At 58.7% G+C, this 14548-nt stretch carries 10 protein-coding genes; 5 read left to right on the forward strand and 5 right to left on the reverse strand.

What is annotated here, in order from left to right; translation table 11 throughout:
* Positions 1-72: 72 nt before the first annotated feature.
* The 4 genes from ACR0LH_RS04905 to ACR0LH_RS04920 all read left to right on the forward strand — a co-directional run bounded on the left by ACR0LH_RS04905 (position 73) and on the right by ACR0LH_RS04920 (position 4911).
* A complete protein-coding gene (locus ACR0LH_RS04905) occupies positions 73-2055 on the forward strand; it encodes a TRAP transporter permease (RefSeq protein WP_480719870.1) in 1983 nt (660 codons plus the stop codon).
* Between the two features lie 111 nt (positions 2056-2166).
* Positions 2167-3261, forward strand: coding sequence for a Zn-dependent alcohol dehydrogenase (locus ACR0LH_RS04910; protein WP_480719871.1), 1095 nt, complete (start codon positions 2167-2169; stop codon positions 3259-3261).
* A 21-nt stretch (positions 3262-3282) separates the two neighbouring features.
* Positions 3283-4515 (forward strand): mandelate racemase/muconate lactonizing enzyme family protein, encoded by a 1233-nt coding sequence (locus tag ACR0LH_RS04915; protein WP_480719872.1) that lies wholly within the window; start codon positions 3283-3285, stop codon positions 4513-4515.
* A 108-nt stretch (positions 4516-4623) separates the two neighbouring features.
* A complete protein-coding gene (locus tag ACR0LH_RS04920; RefSeq protein ID WP_480719918.1) occupies positions 4624-4911 on the forward strand; it encodes an ArsR/SmtB family transcription factor in 288 nt (95 codons plus the stop codon).
* A gap of 5 nt (positions 4912-4916) precedes the next feature.
* Here the strand turns inward: ACR0LH_RS04920 and ACR0LH_RS04925 are convergent, their stop codons facing one another.
* Complete coding sequence (locus tag ACR0LH_RS04925; RefSeq protein ID WP_480719919.1) at positions 4917-7913, reverse strand: ABC transporter transmembrane domain-containing protein; 2997 nt, start codon at positions 7911-7913, stop codon at positions 4917-4919.
* A 244-nt stretch (positions 7914-8157) separates the two neighbouring features.
* Here ACR0LH_RS04925 and ACR0LH_RS04930 point away from each other — a divergent pair, with 244 nt between their 5' ends.
* Positions 8158-8517 carry a DUF3307 domain-containing protein gene (locus ACR0LH_RS04930; RefSeq protein WP_170389627.1) on the forward strand — a complete coding sequence of 120 codons (360 nt, stop codon included), beginning with the start codon at positions 8158-8160 and terminating at the stop codon, positions 8515-8517.
* Between the two features lie 86 nt (positions 8518-8603).
* On the opposite strand, the gene ACR0LH_RS04935 is transcribed toward ACR0LH_RS04930, so the two are convergent.
* Genes ACR0LH_RS04935 through ACR0LH_RS04950 form a run of 4 tightly spaced genes read right to left on the reverse strand, consistent with a single transcriptional unit; the run spans position 8604 to position 14535 of the window.
* Positions 8604-9908 carry an NAD(P)/FAD-dependent oxidoreductase gene (locus tag ACR0LH_RS04935; protein WP_480719873.1) on the reverse strand — a complete coding sequence of 435 codons (1305 nt, stop codon included), beginning with the start codon at positions 9906-9908 and terminating at the stop codon, positions 8604-8606.
* Positions 9905-10579, reverse strand: coding sequence for a TetR/AcrR family transcriptional regulator (locus ACR0LH_RS04940; protein ID WP_170697431.1), 675 nt, complete (start codon positions 10577-10579; stop codon positions 9905-9907). The genes ACR0LH_RS04935 and ACR0LH_RS04940 overlap by 4 nt, the downstream gene beginning before the upstream one ends.
* Positions 10580-12130, reverse strand: coding sequence for a trimethylamine methyltransferase family protein (locus tag ACR0LH_RS04945; protein WP_480719874.1), 1551 nt, complete (start codon positions 12128-12130; stop codon positions 10580-10582).
* A gap of 2 nt (positions 12131-12132) precedes the next feature.
* Complete coding sequence (locus ACR0LH_RS04950) at positions 12133-14535, reverse strand: GcvT family protein (RefSeq protein ID WP_480719875.1); 2403 nt, start codon at positions 14533-14535, stop codon at positions 12133-12135.
* Positions 14536-14548: the final 13 nt, after the last annotated feature.

Here is a 14548-nt window from a genome sequence, read left to right on the forward strand (position 1 = left end):
AACACTTGATTGTGCGGGCTCCTCAGCCCGCACATTCCAATACCGATACCAACACAATACTTGCGAGAGCCAATGACGCAGCAACCTGAAAGCACGCGCGGCAGCGCCGCAATCGAAGCCGAACTTGCCGAGGAACGTCGGACATTTTCAGGGCTGGCGCGCTGGCTCATCATCCTTTTCACGCTCACTGCAATCGGGCTCGCAGTAGACAAGCTGTTCAATCTGAGGCTGGGCGGTACATCGCTTTTGGAGGGGACGTACCTCTATGCATTGGCAGGGCTGTTTCTCAGCCTCTCATTCATCATCTTCCGAGCGGGCAACACCCTGTCGGCACGCGTTCCGTGGTACGATTGGATACTTGCCGCCCTAGCATTTAGTATTTCCGGATTTTTTGCTTTGACAGCCGGAACCAGCCTGGATTCAGGCTGGGAATACGCCGCGCCGGACAAAGCGGTCTGGGCCTCGATTTTACTATACTTGCTGATCCTCGAAGCAACCCGGCGGGCCGGTGGGTTCGTGATCTTTATCATCGTGCTGTTCTTTTCGCTGTATCCGACCTTTGCGGATCAGATACCCGATCCGCTTAACGGCTTTGCCCAGCCGTTCCGAGACGTGGTTCCTTATTTCATGATTTCGTCCGAGGCGTCGTTCGGTATTCCGATGCGAGCCTTCGGCAATCTGGTCATCGGATTCATCCTGTTTGGCGCCGTATTGCAGTTCACCGGCGGCGGTAAATTCTTCAACAACCTCGCTCTCGCTTTGGTCGGCGGCTTCCGCGGCGGTGCCGCCAAGGTCTCAATCTTTGCATCCGGCTTCATGGGGTCGATGTCCGGTTCGGTTATCTCGAACGTCCTCACCACGGGTGCCGTATCCATTCCTGCAATGAAGAAAACCGGGTTTGCACCGCGATTTGCGGCCGCGACCGAGGCGTGCGCTTCGACCGGCGGAGTTGTCATGCCGCCGATCATGGGGGCGACGGCCTTTGTGATCGCCTCGTGGCTGGGCATGCCCTATGTCGAGATCATGCTGGCGGCTGCGATCCCGTCGCTGTTGTATTTCTTCGGCCTGTTCGTCCAAATCGACGCGTATTCTGCAAGGCACGGCCTCAAAGGCATGAGCCAGAGCGAACGCCCCCACGTTGGTCAGACCCTGCGCGAAGGCTGGTTGTACATCTCAGTTTTTGCGCTGCTGATTTTCCTGATGGTTGCCTTTCGCTGGGAAACCACGGCCCCCTTCTTCGCGGTCGTCCTTTTGCTTGTGGTCAACCAGTTCAAGAAAAACGACCGCGTTTCGCTAGAAGGCTTTCTCAACATTATCGTCTCGGTTGGACGCACCCTTTCTGAACTGGTGGCCGTTTTGCTGGGCATTGGCATGATCGTCGGCGCGTTTCAGGCAACCGGACTGACCGGCCCGTTGGCCAATGAACTTGTACATATGGCGGGCAGTTCAGTCACCATGCTGCTGATCATGGGCGCCCTGACCAGCTTTGTCTTTGGCATGGGTATGACCGTCACGGCCTGCTACATCTTTCTGGCCGTCGTCCTGGCCCCTGCTCTGGTTCAGGCGGGACTTAACGAACTCTCGGTGCATCTGTTCATTCTGTATTGGGGCATGGTGAGCTACATAACCCCGCCGGTGGCATTGGGTGCATTCGCGGCCGCGTCGATGGCAGGGGCCAATGCCTTCCGCACAGGGATCGAGGCGATGAAACTGGGCGGTGTAATCTACTTTGTGCCCTTCTTCTTTGTCTTGAACCCCGCGCTCATCGGGCAAGGCTCGACGGTTGAAGTGGCGGTGGTTTTGATCTGCGCCCTGATAGGAATCTGGTTTATTTCCGCGGCATTGCAGGGGTATTTGGCCTTTGCAGGCTCACTCGGAACCGGCCCTTTCAGTCTGGTGTCCCGGGTCGTATTGTTCGTGTCAGGGTTCCTGATTGCCTCCCCGGCCGGCGGGTTGGCGGGCCTTAGCCACATGGCCCTGACCTTAGCAGGGGTAGGTCTGGCCGTTATTCCCGTAACCTTCGTCTGGATGTCGCGCACGCGCGTCCAACCTTGATGGCGCATAGAAGCGGCAAAAGTTGACGGCAAAGCACATTTAAATGACGATTTCCGTCTTGCAGAGCGCACCCGACCGCGCCACCGTGATCCAAACGGAGCGAGGGAAATCATGCAGACCATCAAAGCCGCCGTATGCCGGGCGTTCAATGAACCTCTGGTAGTCGAAGACGTTCAACTCGCGCCACCAGGGACAGGCGAGGTCGAAGTGACCCTGGATGCGGTGGCGATCTGTCATTCAGATATCTCCTACGCGAGCGGAGCTTGGGGCGGCTTCCTCCCTGCCGTTTACGGGCACGAGGCCGCCGGGATCATCTCTGCGGTGGGCGACGCGACCGAAGGGTTTGAAGAAGGGGACACCGTTGTCGTCACGCTGATCCGGGCGTGCGGGTCCTGCCCGTCCTGCGCCGGAGGCCAGCCGACGATATGCGAAACGCCATACGACACGGTCAAGGGGCCGTTGCGCGCAGCAGATGGCGGCCCGTTGGAGCAAGCAATGGCCTGCGGCGCCTTTGCCGAGAAGGTGGTGGTCAGCCACCGGCAGATTGTCAAAATCCCGGAAAACATGCCCAAAGATGTGGCCAGCCTGCTGTCCTGCGGGGTGATTACCGGGGTCGGCGCCGCCGTGAATGCCGCCGGTCTGCGCGCCGGTCAGGACGTCGTAGTTATCGGCGCGGGTGGGGTCGGTCTGAACGCCATTCAGGGGGCCCGCATCGCCGGTGCTCGTCGAATTGTCGCCGTCGACATGACCGAAGAAAAACTTGCAATCGCGAAAGAGTTCGGCGCAACCCACGGCGTTTTGGCGACATCCAAGGCTCCGTGGAAAGACGCATACGAGGCGCTGGGCGGGCGTGGTGCCGACGCCGTTCTGATCACAGTTGGCGCGATCCCGGCATATGATCAGGCCGTGCGGTATCTGGGGCGCGGAGGCAAGGCCATCATGATCGGCATGCCCCATTCCGGGGATACAGCCAGCTATGAACCCGTCATTCTGGCCGCTTTGGGTCAGGGTTTGATCGGGTCCAAGATGGGCGACGTGGTCATTCAGCGTGATATACCGTGGATGATAGACCTGTATGAACAGGGCCGGTTGAAACTGGACGAGCTGATCTCGGGCCGCTGGTCTCTGGAGCAGATCAACGAAGCGATCGCAGACACCAAAACCGGATCGGCCAAACGCAATGTCATTGTGTTCGACAGGGTCTGACACAACGCGGGGAGAACCGGGATGAAGCTGCAGGACCTCGATATCATCGTCACCGCACCGCCTGCTCCGGGCTGGGGCGGGCGGTACTGGATTCTGGTGAAGGTCACGACCGATACCGGGATCACCGGTTGGGGGGAATGCTATGCCTCGTCGGTCGGCCCCGAAGCGATGCGCCACGTCATCCGCGACGTGTTTGAACGGCACATGATGGGCGAAAACCCCGAAAATATCGAACTGATGTTCCGCCGCGCCTATTCCAGCGGGTTTACCCAGCGCCCGGACCTGACCGTGATGGGCGCGTTTTCGGGTCTTGAGATCGCGTGTTGGGATATCCTCGGCAAAGACCGGGATCGCCCTGTCTACGCCTTGCTGGGCGGGCTGATGAACCCTCGCATCCGGGCCTACACGTATCTTTACCCCCTGCCCCAGCATAACCTGACTGATTTCTGGACTGCACCGGATCAGGCCGCAGAATGCGCAGCCGAAATGGTCCGGCGCGGATTCACTGCTGTAAAATTCGACCCTGCTGGCCCCTACACAATTCGCGGCGGCCACATGCCTGCGATGACCGATATTTCGATGTCCGTCGCATTTTGCAAAGCGATCCGCGAAGCTGTGGGAGATAAGGCAGACCTGCTATTTGGCACTCATGGCCAATTCAATACGGCAGGCGCGATCCGCTTGGGTCAGGCTTTGGAACCCTATTCCCCGCTTTGGTTCGAGGAACCGACCCCGCCCGACATGATCGAGGACATGGCCCGCGTTGCCCGCAACGTCCGCATCCCCGTCGCGACCGGAGAGCGTATGACGACAAAGGCCGAATTCGGCGCTGTTTTGCGGGCGGGTGCGGCTGAGATTTTGCAACCTGCGCTCGGTCGCGCAGGTGGCATTTGGGAGATGAAGAAGGTCGCGGCCATTGCCGAAATCTTCAATGCGCAGATGGCCCCGCACTTATATGCAGGACCGATTGAATGGGCCGCCAACATCCAACTGGCGGCGTCGATCCCGAACCTGTTGCTGCTGGAAACCATCGAAACGCCTTTTCACGATAGCCTGATCAAAGGCGCGCTTCGCGTCGAAGACGGGTTCGTATCAGCCCCAACCGCGCCCGGTCTGGGGATTGAAGTGGACGAAGACTTGGCTCGTGCGCACCCTTTCACGGGCGATGGGCTGCACCTGCAAATGCAGGAAGAACCCTGCGACTATGTCAACGGAAACGCGTTTCAGGGCGGTGCGCCAGCCACCGAGGGGTGACAATCGCCTACGATCTGGGCCATATTGGACCAACCCCCAGTTGCGAACAGGCTGCGCGTGACAGTAACGGAAAAAGAAATTCAGGACACAGACGAAGCGCTTTCGGACATGAAGGACAGCGCGGCACGAGCAGCGGCTTTCCTCAAGGCGCTGGCGCATGAAGGCCGCCTGATGATCCTCTGCCATCTGGGTGAGGGCGAAAAGTCCGTGAGCGAACTTGAAAGGCTGCTGGACACGCGGCAGGCGGCCGTCAGCCAGATGCTTGCGCGCTTGCGCAGCGAAGGTCTGGTATCGACCCGCCGGGAGGGGAAAACGATTTACTATACCCTTCAGGACGGCAACACGGCCCAAATGATCGGGTTGCTTTACGACCTGTTCTGCAAGCCCGAAGGCTGATCTGGCTAGTTCGATACGTATCCCGCGATGACCTGCAACAGCTTGAACGCTGTCGCCGCGTCGTTTTCGACAACGGCCAGAAATTCTTCTTCACCGATCCGCAGGCAGGACAGCTCCGTTTCCGCGATCATGCTTAGGGCGCGGGGTTCTTTTCGGATCAGCCCCAATTCACCGACCAAAGCGCCAGCGCCAACGGTCGCAATCAGTTGATCCGGCCCGCCCGCCTGAGGCAGATACAGCCCGGCCTCTCCTTCAAGCACAACATATGCACCATCTGTCGGCTGATCGTCTTTCAGAAATACAACTTCACCCGGTTTGGCATCGAACCAGCGCGCACCAAATGCCAAGAGCCGCAACTGACGCCGATCCAGACCGGAAAACAACGGCGTCTGTTCTAGCGCGCGCAACTTGCGCGCAAGGTCTGCCGAGGCTGCACTGTCTTCCTCCACGTCCGCGGGTCCTTCATCCGAAACAACCCGACCTTGCCTGATTTCGACATACATGTCGAATACGTCAGGATTATCGAACTGGTCGTTCAGATAGACAACCGTAGTATCAGGAAGCAACGAGCGCAGGTTCTTATAGACCGCGACCTGCGTTGCCATGTCATAGCTTGCCAGCGCATTCTCCAGAATAAGAATGTCCGGCTTCTTGATCGTCGCACGCGTAAAGGCCAGCGGCTCGGCAAACACTGCGGGCAAGTTCTGGCCGCCCAAGGCAACCGGGACGTCATAGATCAGCTCGACCACCAAGGGACGCGCACCGTTTTGGTCCAGCACATCGACTATCAGCTTGCGCACCTCATCCGACCGCGCCCCACCGATCTGGCTGACCTTTCCGAACAGAGCGTTCTCCATCACGGTCAGGCCCGGTGCGAACGCCTCGGCATCCAGAGGGGCAAACACGTCATGGAGCGTTTCCAGAAGTTTGTGGGAGTGACTGTGCCGCAACTCAAGGATGCGGTTCTTCAGTTCATCCGTGAACGCGGGTCCGATCTGCTCGGCGGATATGACAACCGGAACAGCCAGCAGGTTGGCAAGCTGGTCGTCGTCCAGCCCGGATACACCTTCGTCGCGGGTTCGTTCCAGCAATTCCACCGCGTTTTCGTAGGTCTGAACCTCAAGACCCAGCTTGCGGAACAAGGGATGATCGGTCCCGTCCAGACCAAAGATCTGGCGCAGCATATCGACCACGTCGCGGGTCAGGTTGACCAGCGTTTCATCCAGCCCCAACTCGCGCAGTTGGCCCAGAAAGACGGGCTGGCGTGCCAACAGTTCTTGCGTAACAGGCACACGCGGCGTGGCGAACAGAAGGTTTTCGGCAACTGGCAAAGCGGCATTATAGGCGTCGCGGTCAAAAACCAGCGCCTGCTGCTCAAGACCAGCATCGCGCACGGCCTGTTGGACGACCGGGCGCAGCTCGACCAGTTTTTGGGCCAGTTCGCGATGTTCCTCAACGTCAAATGCCTGCTCTGCCCCGCGTTGGAACAGGGCCGCGCCGGACCCCATCCCGTCGATCAGTTGCAGCCACCAGTCACGCAACGTATCCGCATTCTCAAACCCGGCCAGCGATGGGTCCAGCCATTCGGTCTGGAACGGGTCACGACTGTTGCCAGCCCTTTGCGTTTCGGCAAATCCGGGATCATCCGTTTTGTCCGACAGCGGTTTGAACCGCATCGGCATCATGACGTTGTCGCCCAGCGTTCCCTGAAACATGACCGGCCGGGACGAGGCGTAACCGATCCGGGTTGCCACGACGCTTTGATGCAGGCCAGACAGGTTGTGCCCCCCGATACCGACGCGACCTGCACTGGGAAGGATTTCACGCGTCAGCAGCTCTGCGATCGCACGGCGGTCTTCTTCACTCGGGGCGGCGATGCCTATGGTTTTACCCCCCGGGAAGGTCAGATTCAGATCGTCCAGAACCTGATTGCCATCCATGTCCCGCACCGAAACATGGTCCAGAACAACATCGGCATTCAAATGCGGACGTTCTTTTGGGTCGTCCTCGAACAGCTTTTCGTCCAGCATGCCGGGCGGGGCGAAACGATCTATCACGACGTCCCAGCGCAGCGACATATCCTGCGTCTGGTTGTAATAGGTCAGCAACTCTTTCCAGGGTGAGCTGAGATCCTTGTACGCCGCAAGTGCCGCAACCAGAGCACCCAGTGAAACCGACCCTTGCAGCACCAGCAAGCCACCGACCAGATAGAACATGAACGGCGTCAGCTGAGAGATGAAGTTGTTTATGAACTTCATAAAGAACTTCTTCTGGTAAATCTCGAACCGGATACCGAACAAACGGCCCAGTTGATCCGAGATCATGGCGCGGCGATACCGCCAGCCGCCATTGGCCCGCAGCGTCGACGCCCCGGCCGCGTTTTCGCCAATCTGGGCTGCAAGAACGCGTACTTCCTGAATACGACGTTTGTTGAGCAGGTTGATCTGGCGCTGAAGTTTGGGGATCAGCCATGCTTGAACCGGAATCAAGGCAACGGCCGCCAACCCGAACCAGACGCTTTGCAGGAACAGGAAGGACAGGATTGTGATCATCTGCCCCGCTTGCAGCACAGGCTGGCTGATCGCATCACCCATCAAGCCGCCCATCGGCTCGCTTTCGGCGGTGATCATGGACACCATCTCGCCCTGGCTGACCCGCTCGAAATAGGGCTGCGGGAAACGAAGCGCGCGGCTGATCAACTGATACCGAAACCGCCGCAGCATGCGCTCGCTGAGCACGCCTTTCATGGTGTTGATGCGCATCTTCATCAAGCCATGCGCAAGCACCGCCGCCAGAAACGCGAAACACAGGATGATCAGAAAGTTCGTCTGCGGCAGACTAAAGCCAAAGACATCAACAACCGGACTGGATGCACCAATAGCATCGTTGATGATACGCTTCGGCAATTCCAGCGTCAGGTAGAGCAGCGGAAACAGCGTCGAGGTCACGGCCAGCAGAACAAGCTGGTCGCGTTTTGAATACTTCCAAATGAACCGGAAAATCGTACGTTCTATAGAACCTGCCCCTGTTGCGGATCATTGATCCAATCCTGACGAATGCGTCGCAAATCCAACGCCTGAATTTTACCGCAATCGCGACTGAATACGCAAATAGTTTCCAATTTGATCAGATAATCGCCGAGTGTGAACAAGTTCATTTGCGCAACAACACTTTACCACATACTGTTGGTAACAGGACGATATCGGGAGGTTTAAGTTGCCTGCCAATTTAGGCGCTGTGTTTTTGATGCTCTGCTTGTTGCAGATCAAACACATGTTTGCGGACTACTATCTCCAGACGCCCAAGATGCTGGCGGGGCGTGGCGAGTACTTTCATATGGGACGCGCCCAGCATGCCGCAGTGCATGTTGTGGGGTCTGTTTTGGTGTTTATGATCTTCGGTGCGCCGTGGTCCTTCATCCTGATAATCGCTGCGTTGGAATGGGTCGTTCATTTCAATATCGACTTTGCGAAGGCAAGTTACTCGGACAAAAAACAGCTCATGCCGACTCAGGCCGCGTTCTGGCGCGCCGCCGGGTTGGATCAGTGCCTGCATAACCTGACTTACGTGGCGATGGTTTGGGCCTGGGTGAAATTCGCGGCATAGAAAGCTGGTTCTGCCACAGGATTGGCCGCCAACTTTGCCTAAGTTGACGACCCCCTACTCTGCTCACTCGCTCCAACTCAACCGCGCTAGCCCAGAACCGAAAAACTGCTTTCTTCGTTGATCGGTCGCTTGCGCGAGTAAAACCCAACATCAATCCAGCGTTTGATATACGGCAGTTCAAACTGCAGCGGCTGGGCATCATGATCCGCGCCTCCCTCGCAATAGTCGATCAGGGCTGCCATCATCTTACCTGCAATCGGCGCGTTCTTGTATTGGTTCCCGCTGGTGCCGCAGGCCATGTAGAACCCCGGCAGGCTGGACTTGTCATAGATCGGAATCCAGTCGGTGGACGCATCGTACAGGTCCACGACACCGCGCGTTTTCGACGGAATCCCAAGGCTGGGCACGCGCTGCGCGTAACGCATGGCCTGCGTCGTCCATTGATCCGTAAAGTCGTGGTTATAGTGAACGTCATCCTCGCACCACTGATGCGGATCGCATTCCGGGTCTTCCGAGCCGATCAGGATATGATTGCCATGCTCGGGCCGACAATACAGGGCAATATCGCTATCAGAAACGATTGTACCGTCATGTTCAAAATCGAACCCTTCGGGTGACGGGACATGCACGACCTCCTGCCGCAAGGGGCGAGTTTCAATCGTCATGTCGTCCAGCACACCCGCCATCTTATTCACGATCGCCGAACCTGGCCCGGCGACATTTACAACAACCTTGGCGCGGATTTCCTCGCCCGAGGCCAGTTTGACGCCCGCAACACGTCCGTCGTCGACCAGTATCTCGACGACCTCGGCCCCCGTGCGCACCTCGGCCCCGTGTTGCTTGGCCGCGTCCATCAGGTTCTGTGCCGACAGCGCCGGATCGGTGACATAGCCCGCCTGAGGCCAGAACACCCCGCCCCGCATCTTTAACCCGTTTGGTTGCCCGAAATCAGGATCATCCATTCGACGCGCTGGTGCGTAGCTTTCCAGCGAATACACCGGCAGGCGTTCGGTGATCTTGTCAGGCGACCACTCCTCGAAAGGACAGTCCAGATCGGCGCTGTTGGCCATGTGTTTTTCCAACATCCCGTTGGCGTCGGTTTTCATCACAAGACACCCGGTCTCGCGGAATTGCGCGAGGTTTGCGTCCTCGGGCAAGCCCAGATACGCGGCCCAATCGCGCCAATAGTGATACCCCTCCCACGCAAAGGCCGTTCCGTCGAAGGTTGAATAGTGCATCCGAATGATCGCACAGGACCCCGCGGTCGAGCCGTGGCCGACTTGACTGTTTCGATCCAGAGACAGGGTTTTCCAGCCCGCCTTTGCCATCTCGAACGCGATGGCGGCACCGATCACTCCGGTTCCGATGATGATTGCGTCTGGTTGGCTCATGCTGGGTCTCCTTTCCAGTAGCGCATGGAATAGGCGCTGAATTCTTCGATTTCCTCGGGTCGTGGTTCAACCCCGGTAAAGACGTACAAGTAGTGCGGCACCATCGAGATCCGCACAGACATCGGTTCGTTCAGTTGCGCCAGATCGTAACCGATCTGCATATAGTACAGCACGCGGGCGCGGGTTTCGGCCTCGACCTCGGAATAGCCGTAGCGCGCAAACATTGCGTGCAATGCCTCAAGCCGCCGCGCGTCGGACTGATCCAGCGCACGCCGTACCTTGCCCGACTTGCGCGCCCAATCGCGCACCGCGAAGTCCAGCGCTGTATCGAACAGGGCCGTGTTCACCACGCAGCGATGCACATTGCACACCGCAGCCGTAACAGTCTGGGCAGGGGCTTCGGCCTGCGCGATCAGAGCAGCCGTGTTTGTGGCTTGCCACCGCTCGAGCAATGCGTCCATCAACTCCTGACGCGACTTGAAATACCAATAGAAGGACGAGCGGGACACGGCCATCCGTTCGGCCAGATTCAGGACCTTTATCTGATCTACGCCATCCGAAATCAGAACGTCCATCGCCACGTTCAGCCAGTCATCGCGCGTAACCTTGATATTGCCGACCAGCGGTTCGGCTTTGGGGTCATCACGGTGGAGGATTGGTTTACTGCTCATTCAACTCTCGGGCGGCGCGCCGCCCTCCTCTGTGCGTCGGGCGATGAACTCGTGCAGATCGCCCAGCCGATCCGCGTTCTGGACGGGGGATTGGAAATTGGCAAGGATGTCCTTCCAGACCCCGGTGGCGCGATGATTGGCATCCACTGCCCCGCGCTCGGTCCAAGTTCCGAAATTGGCGTAGTCATGCAGGTGGGGTTGGTAGAATTCGGTGTTGTAGCGCTCCATCGTCTGACTGGTTGCAAAGAAGTGGCCGCTTGGCTCGACCTCGCGCAGCGCAGTGTCGAACCCGATCTCAGCCGGACCCGCCTGCGCCCCTGCGCACAGTTCGGCCACCATATTCAGAACCTCGGCGTCACAGACCAGCTTTTCAAACGAAACGGTCAAGCCGCCTTCCAGCCACCCGGCTGAATGGATAATTACGGTCGCGCCTGCCATCAGGCAGCCCCAAAGACCAAACTGGTTTTCATTGGCCGCCTGCACGTCATTGCTGTTCGAGGCCGACCCCGCCGCCGACCGCCAAGGCAGACCCAGATGTCGCGCCAACTGACCAGCCGCCAGAGACGCCTGAAAATGCGAGGGCGTCCCGAACGCAGGCGCGCCGGATTTCATATCGACATTGCTTGTGAACGTTCCATAGCAGACGGGCGCACCGGGGTTCACCAATTGGGTCAGCGCAATAGCTGACAAGGCTTCGGCATGGGACAATGTAATTGCCCCCGCCACGGTAATCGGTGCCATTGCCCCCATCAGCGTAAAGGGCGTGACAATCGACATCTGTCCGTGGCGGGCAAAATCAATCAGCCCCTGCGCCATTGGAATGTCCAACGTCCGAGGGCTGTTGGTGTTGATGATCGTATAGCAATGCGGATTCGCGCGGAATGCCTCATCCGACAATCCACGGGCGGTCGAGAGCATTTCAAAGCAATCCATCACCTGCGGCGTCCCGCGCGAGAAAAAGAACGGAAACTTGTCCGTCAACTCCATCTGCGCCTGCGTGGTGAAATAGTGCCGCAAATGGGTTGGCACGTCCTGCGGTTCAACCTGGGGTGAGATCATCTGGAACACATCGAAATGATGGGTGAGCTTCAGAAACTCCAGATAATCCTGCCCGGTTGCAGGACGGCGTCCGCGCTCAAGATCGGTCGCATTGGGCGCGCCCGCTCCGGGTTGAAAGACCAGGCTACCCAGTTCTAAGGCAAAATCCCGGTGGCGTGCCCCTGCGCGACAGGCAATGGATTTGGGTGCCGAAGCGACTGCGGCCTCGATAATGTCGCGCCCGATAAAGACCATCTCGGTCTGCTCATCGACTCTGGCACCCGCTGCGGCGAAAACCCTCCTCGCCTCGGGCAACAAAACCTTGATGCCCAACTCCTGCAGCATGCGCAGGGCAGTTTCATGCATGTCGGCGATTTGCTCTGCCGGAAAGACCTCCATCTGCGGGAAAGGATTCCTGAGCTGACGGTAGTTCACGTCACGCTTTGCTGCGGGTGGGGCTTCTGCGCCCCGCCCCCTCCGTCGCCTGCCGCGTTGCGAGGTTTGAGAGATCATAGTCAGCCTCGCATCGCCTTGCCCTGCGGATCATAGGGCGACGCGGCGATCACCCGCGCGGGGCGCTCTACACCGACCACATGAACCGACAGGTCAGTCCCCGGATTAGCTTTGTCACGATTGACCAATCCCATCGCCAGAGACTTGCCGGTGTAGTGGCCATACCCACCCGACGTCACGAACCCGACCCGTTTACCATTTGCCCAGATGGGTTCATAGCCGCTGGCGTCCGCATCCAGCGCATCAACCTCCAGCGTAACTTGAACCTGCGCGGGGCCGTTGCCGTCGCGCTCGGCCAGCGCCGCCTGCTTACCGACAAATTCCTTGTCCCAGTCGATCCAGCGGTCCATGCCCGTCATGCCCGGCGTGTATAGCTGCGTGAACTCTGCCGACCAGATGCCAAAGCTCTTTTCAAGGCGGGTCGACAGCATCGCGTTGAAGCCACATTCGCGAATGCCTTCGTCTGCCCCGGCTTCAAGCAACATCCGGCGCAGCTTGATGTGATCACCGTAGCGGCAGTTGATCTCATACCCTTTCTCACCGGTGACCGACATGCGGGCGACGCGGGCGCGGACCAGACCGATATCGAAATCACCGCAGCCCATGAATTTCAGACCCGAGATGTCCTGTTCAGCCAGTTTCTCGACAACGGCCTGCGATTTCGGACCGACTACGGCGAACCCGCAATATTCCTCGCCCAGATCGCGAACGGTAACACCGTCGATCATGTGGTCATCAAACCACCGCATATGCCAGGCCCGCAGGTAATAGCTGCCCATGATCCACCACGTGCCATCGCCCCAGTTCAGCACGGTCAGATCACCCTTGAGCCGACCATTTTCGCCCAGCATCGGGGCCAGCTTTGCCCGTCCGGGCGCTGGCAGTTTCGAGGCCATCACCTTATCCAGCCAGACCTGTGCGTTGGGACCACTGACCTCGAACCGCGAGAAGCCAGAGATATCCAGCAGGCCCGCGCCCTCGCGGATCACCTTGCATTCCTCGGCCACGATGTCATGCGCGTTCGAGCGTTTCAGGGTCGGCGTTTCCTCGAACCCTTTGGGCGCGAAATAGAGCGGCACTTCCAAGTCCCAACTGACGCCCCACTTGCACCCTGCCTCGGTCATCGCGTCATGGGCCGGGGCCATTTTCAGCGGACGGCCTGCCGGCAGTTGCTCATTCGGATAGGTCATCACGAAGCGGCGGGAATAGAACTGGCCCGTCGTCTCGCGGATATAACGCTTGTTCTGCGCAAAGTCGCCAAAGCGGGCAACATCCATCGGCCACGCATCGGCCTCGGGCTCACCATGGATCATCCACTCGGCCAGCGTCTTGCCGACACCACCGCCTTGCAGGAAACCGGCCATCACCGCACAGGCCGACCAATAGCCGCGCTTACCCGGCACCGGCCCGACCAGAGGGTTACCGTCCGGCGCAAAGGTAAACGCGCCGTTGACCCATGTCTTGATGCCGACATTCTGGATCGAGGGGTAGCGCTCAAAGCCCAGCGTCAGCTCATTCTCGATCCGGTCAAGCTGCTCCTGAAACAGTTCTTCGCCGTAGTTCCATGGCGCGCCGTCCATGGCCCAATGTTCGTGTTCGACCTCATAGATACCAACCAACACGCCCTTCTGGTCCTGCCGCATATAGGTGAACCCTTCGAGATCCACGGTCATCGGCATCTCAAAATCGGCCTGCGCAACCTCGGGTACGGTATCGGTGATCAGATAGTGGTGCTTCAGCGGCGAAACAGGCAGTTCGACCCCCGCCATGCGACCCACTTGTTTGGCCCAAAGACCCGCCGCGTTGACCACGTGTTCACAGGTGATCGTACCCTTATCGGTCACCACCTGCCAGCCGTCTGCCGTCTGCGTCAGGCTTTCGACCTTGGTTTCTTCGTAGTATTCCGCACCGCGTTTTTTGGCCGCTGTTGCATAAGCCTGCACCGTCCCGGTGGTGTCGATATAGCCCTCACGATCCGCCCACATCGCGCCCAAAACGCCGTCGGTTGACATGATCGGGCAGCGTTTTTGCGCCTCCTCCGGGGACAGTAGCTCGCAATCGTCAATCCCAATGGACTGGAAGATGCGGTAGTTCGCTTGTAGCCATTCCCACCGCTCTGGAGTGCCCGCCAAAGTCAGACCTCCGGTCATGTGCAGACCAATATTTTGGCCGGATTCCTTTTCGATCTCACTTAGCAGGTCGATCGTATAGGCCTGCAACGCTGCCATGTTCGGATCGGCGTTCAGCGCGTGAATTCCCCCCGCAGCGTGCCACGAAGACCCCGAGGCCAGACGACGCCGCTCCAGCATCACCACGTCCGACCAGCCAAACTTGGCCAGATGATACAGAACCGAGGCGCCCACAACGCCGCCCCCGATGACCACAACACGATACTGAGATTTCATCCTGCACTCCCCT

The sequence above is a fragment of the Ruegeria sp. CL6 genome (assembly GCF_056536465.1).

Excerpts from the sequence above, each read along its gene's own strand:
- ACR0LH_RS04905 (WP_480719870.1), top strand. The coding sequence starts at position 73 with ATGACGCAGCAACCTGAAAGCACGCGCGGCAGCGCCGCAATCGAAGCC.
- ACR0LH_RS04910 (WP_480719871.1), top strand. The coding sequence starts at position 2,167 with ATGCAGACCATCAAAGCCGCCGTATGCCGGGCGTTCAATGAACCTCTG.
- ACR0LH_RS04915 (WP_480719872.1), top strand. The coding sequence starts at position 3,283 with ATGAAGCTGCAGGACCTCGATATCATCGTCACCGCACCGCCTGCTCCG.
- ACR0LH_RS04920 (WP_480719918.1), top strand. The coding sequence starts at position 4,624 with ATGAAGGACAGCGCGGCACGAGCAGCGGCTTTCCTCAAGGCGCTGGCG.
- ACR0LH_RS04930 (WP_170389627.1), top strand. The coding sequence starts at position 8,158 with ATGCTCTGCTTGTTGCAGATCAAACACATGTTTGCGGACTACTATCTC.
- ACR0LH_RS04935 (WP_480719873.1), bottom strand. The coding sequence starts at position 9,908 with ATGAGCCAACCAGACGCAATCATCATCGGAACCGGAGTGATCGGTGCC.
- ACR0LH_RS04940 (WP_170697431.1), bottom strand. The coding sequence starts at position 10,579 with ATGAGCAGTAAACCAATCCTCCACCGTGATGACCCCAAAGCCGAACCG.
- ACR0LH_RS04945 (WP_480719874.1), bottom strand. The coding sequence starts at position 12,130 with ATGATCTCTCAAACCTCGCAACGCGGCAGGCGACGGAGGGGGCGGGGC.
- ACR0LH_RS04950 (WP_480719875.1), bottom strand. The coding sequence starts at position 14,535 with ATGAAATCTCAGTATCGTGTTGTGGTCATCGGGGGCGGCGTTGTGGGC.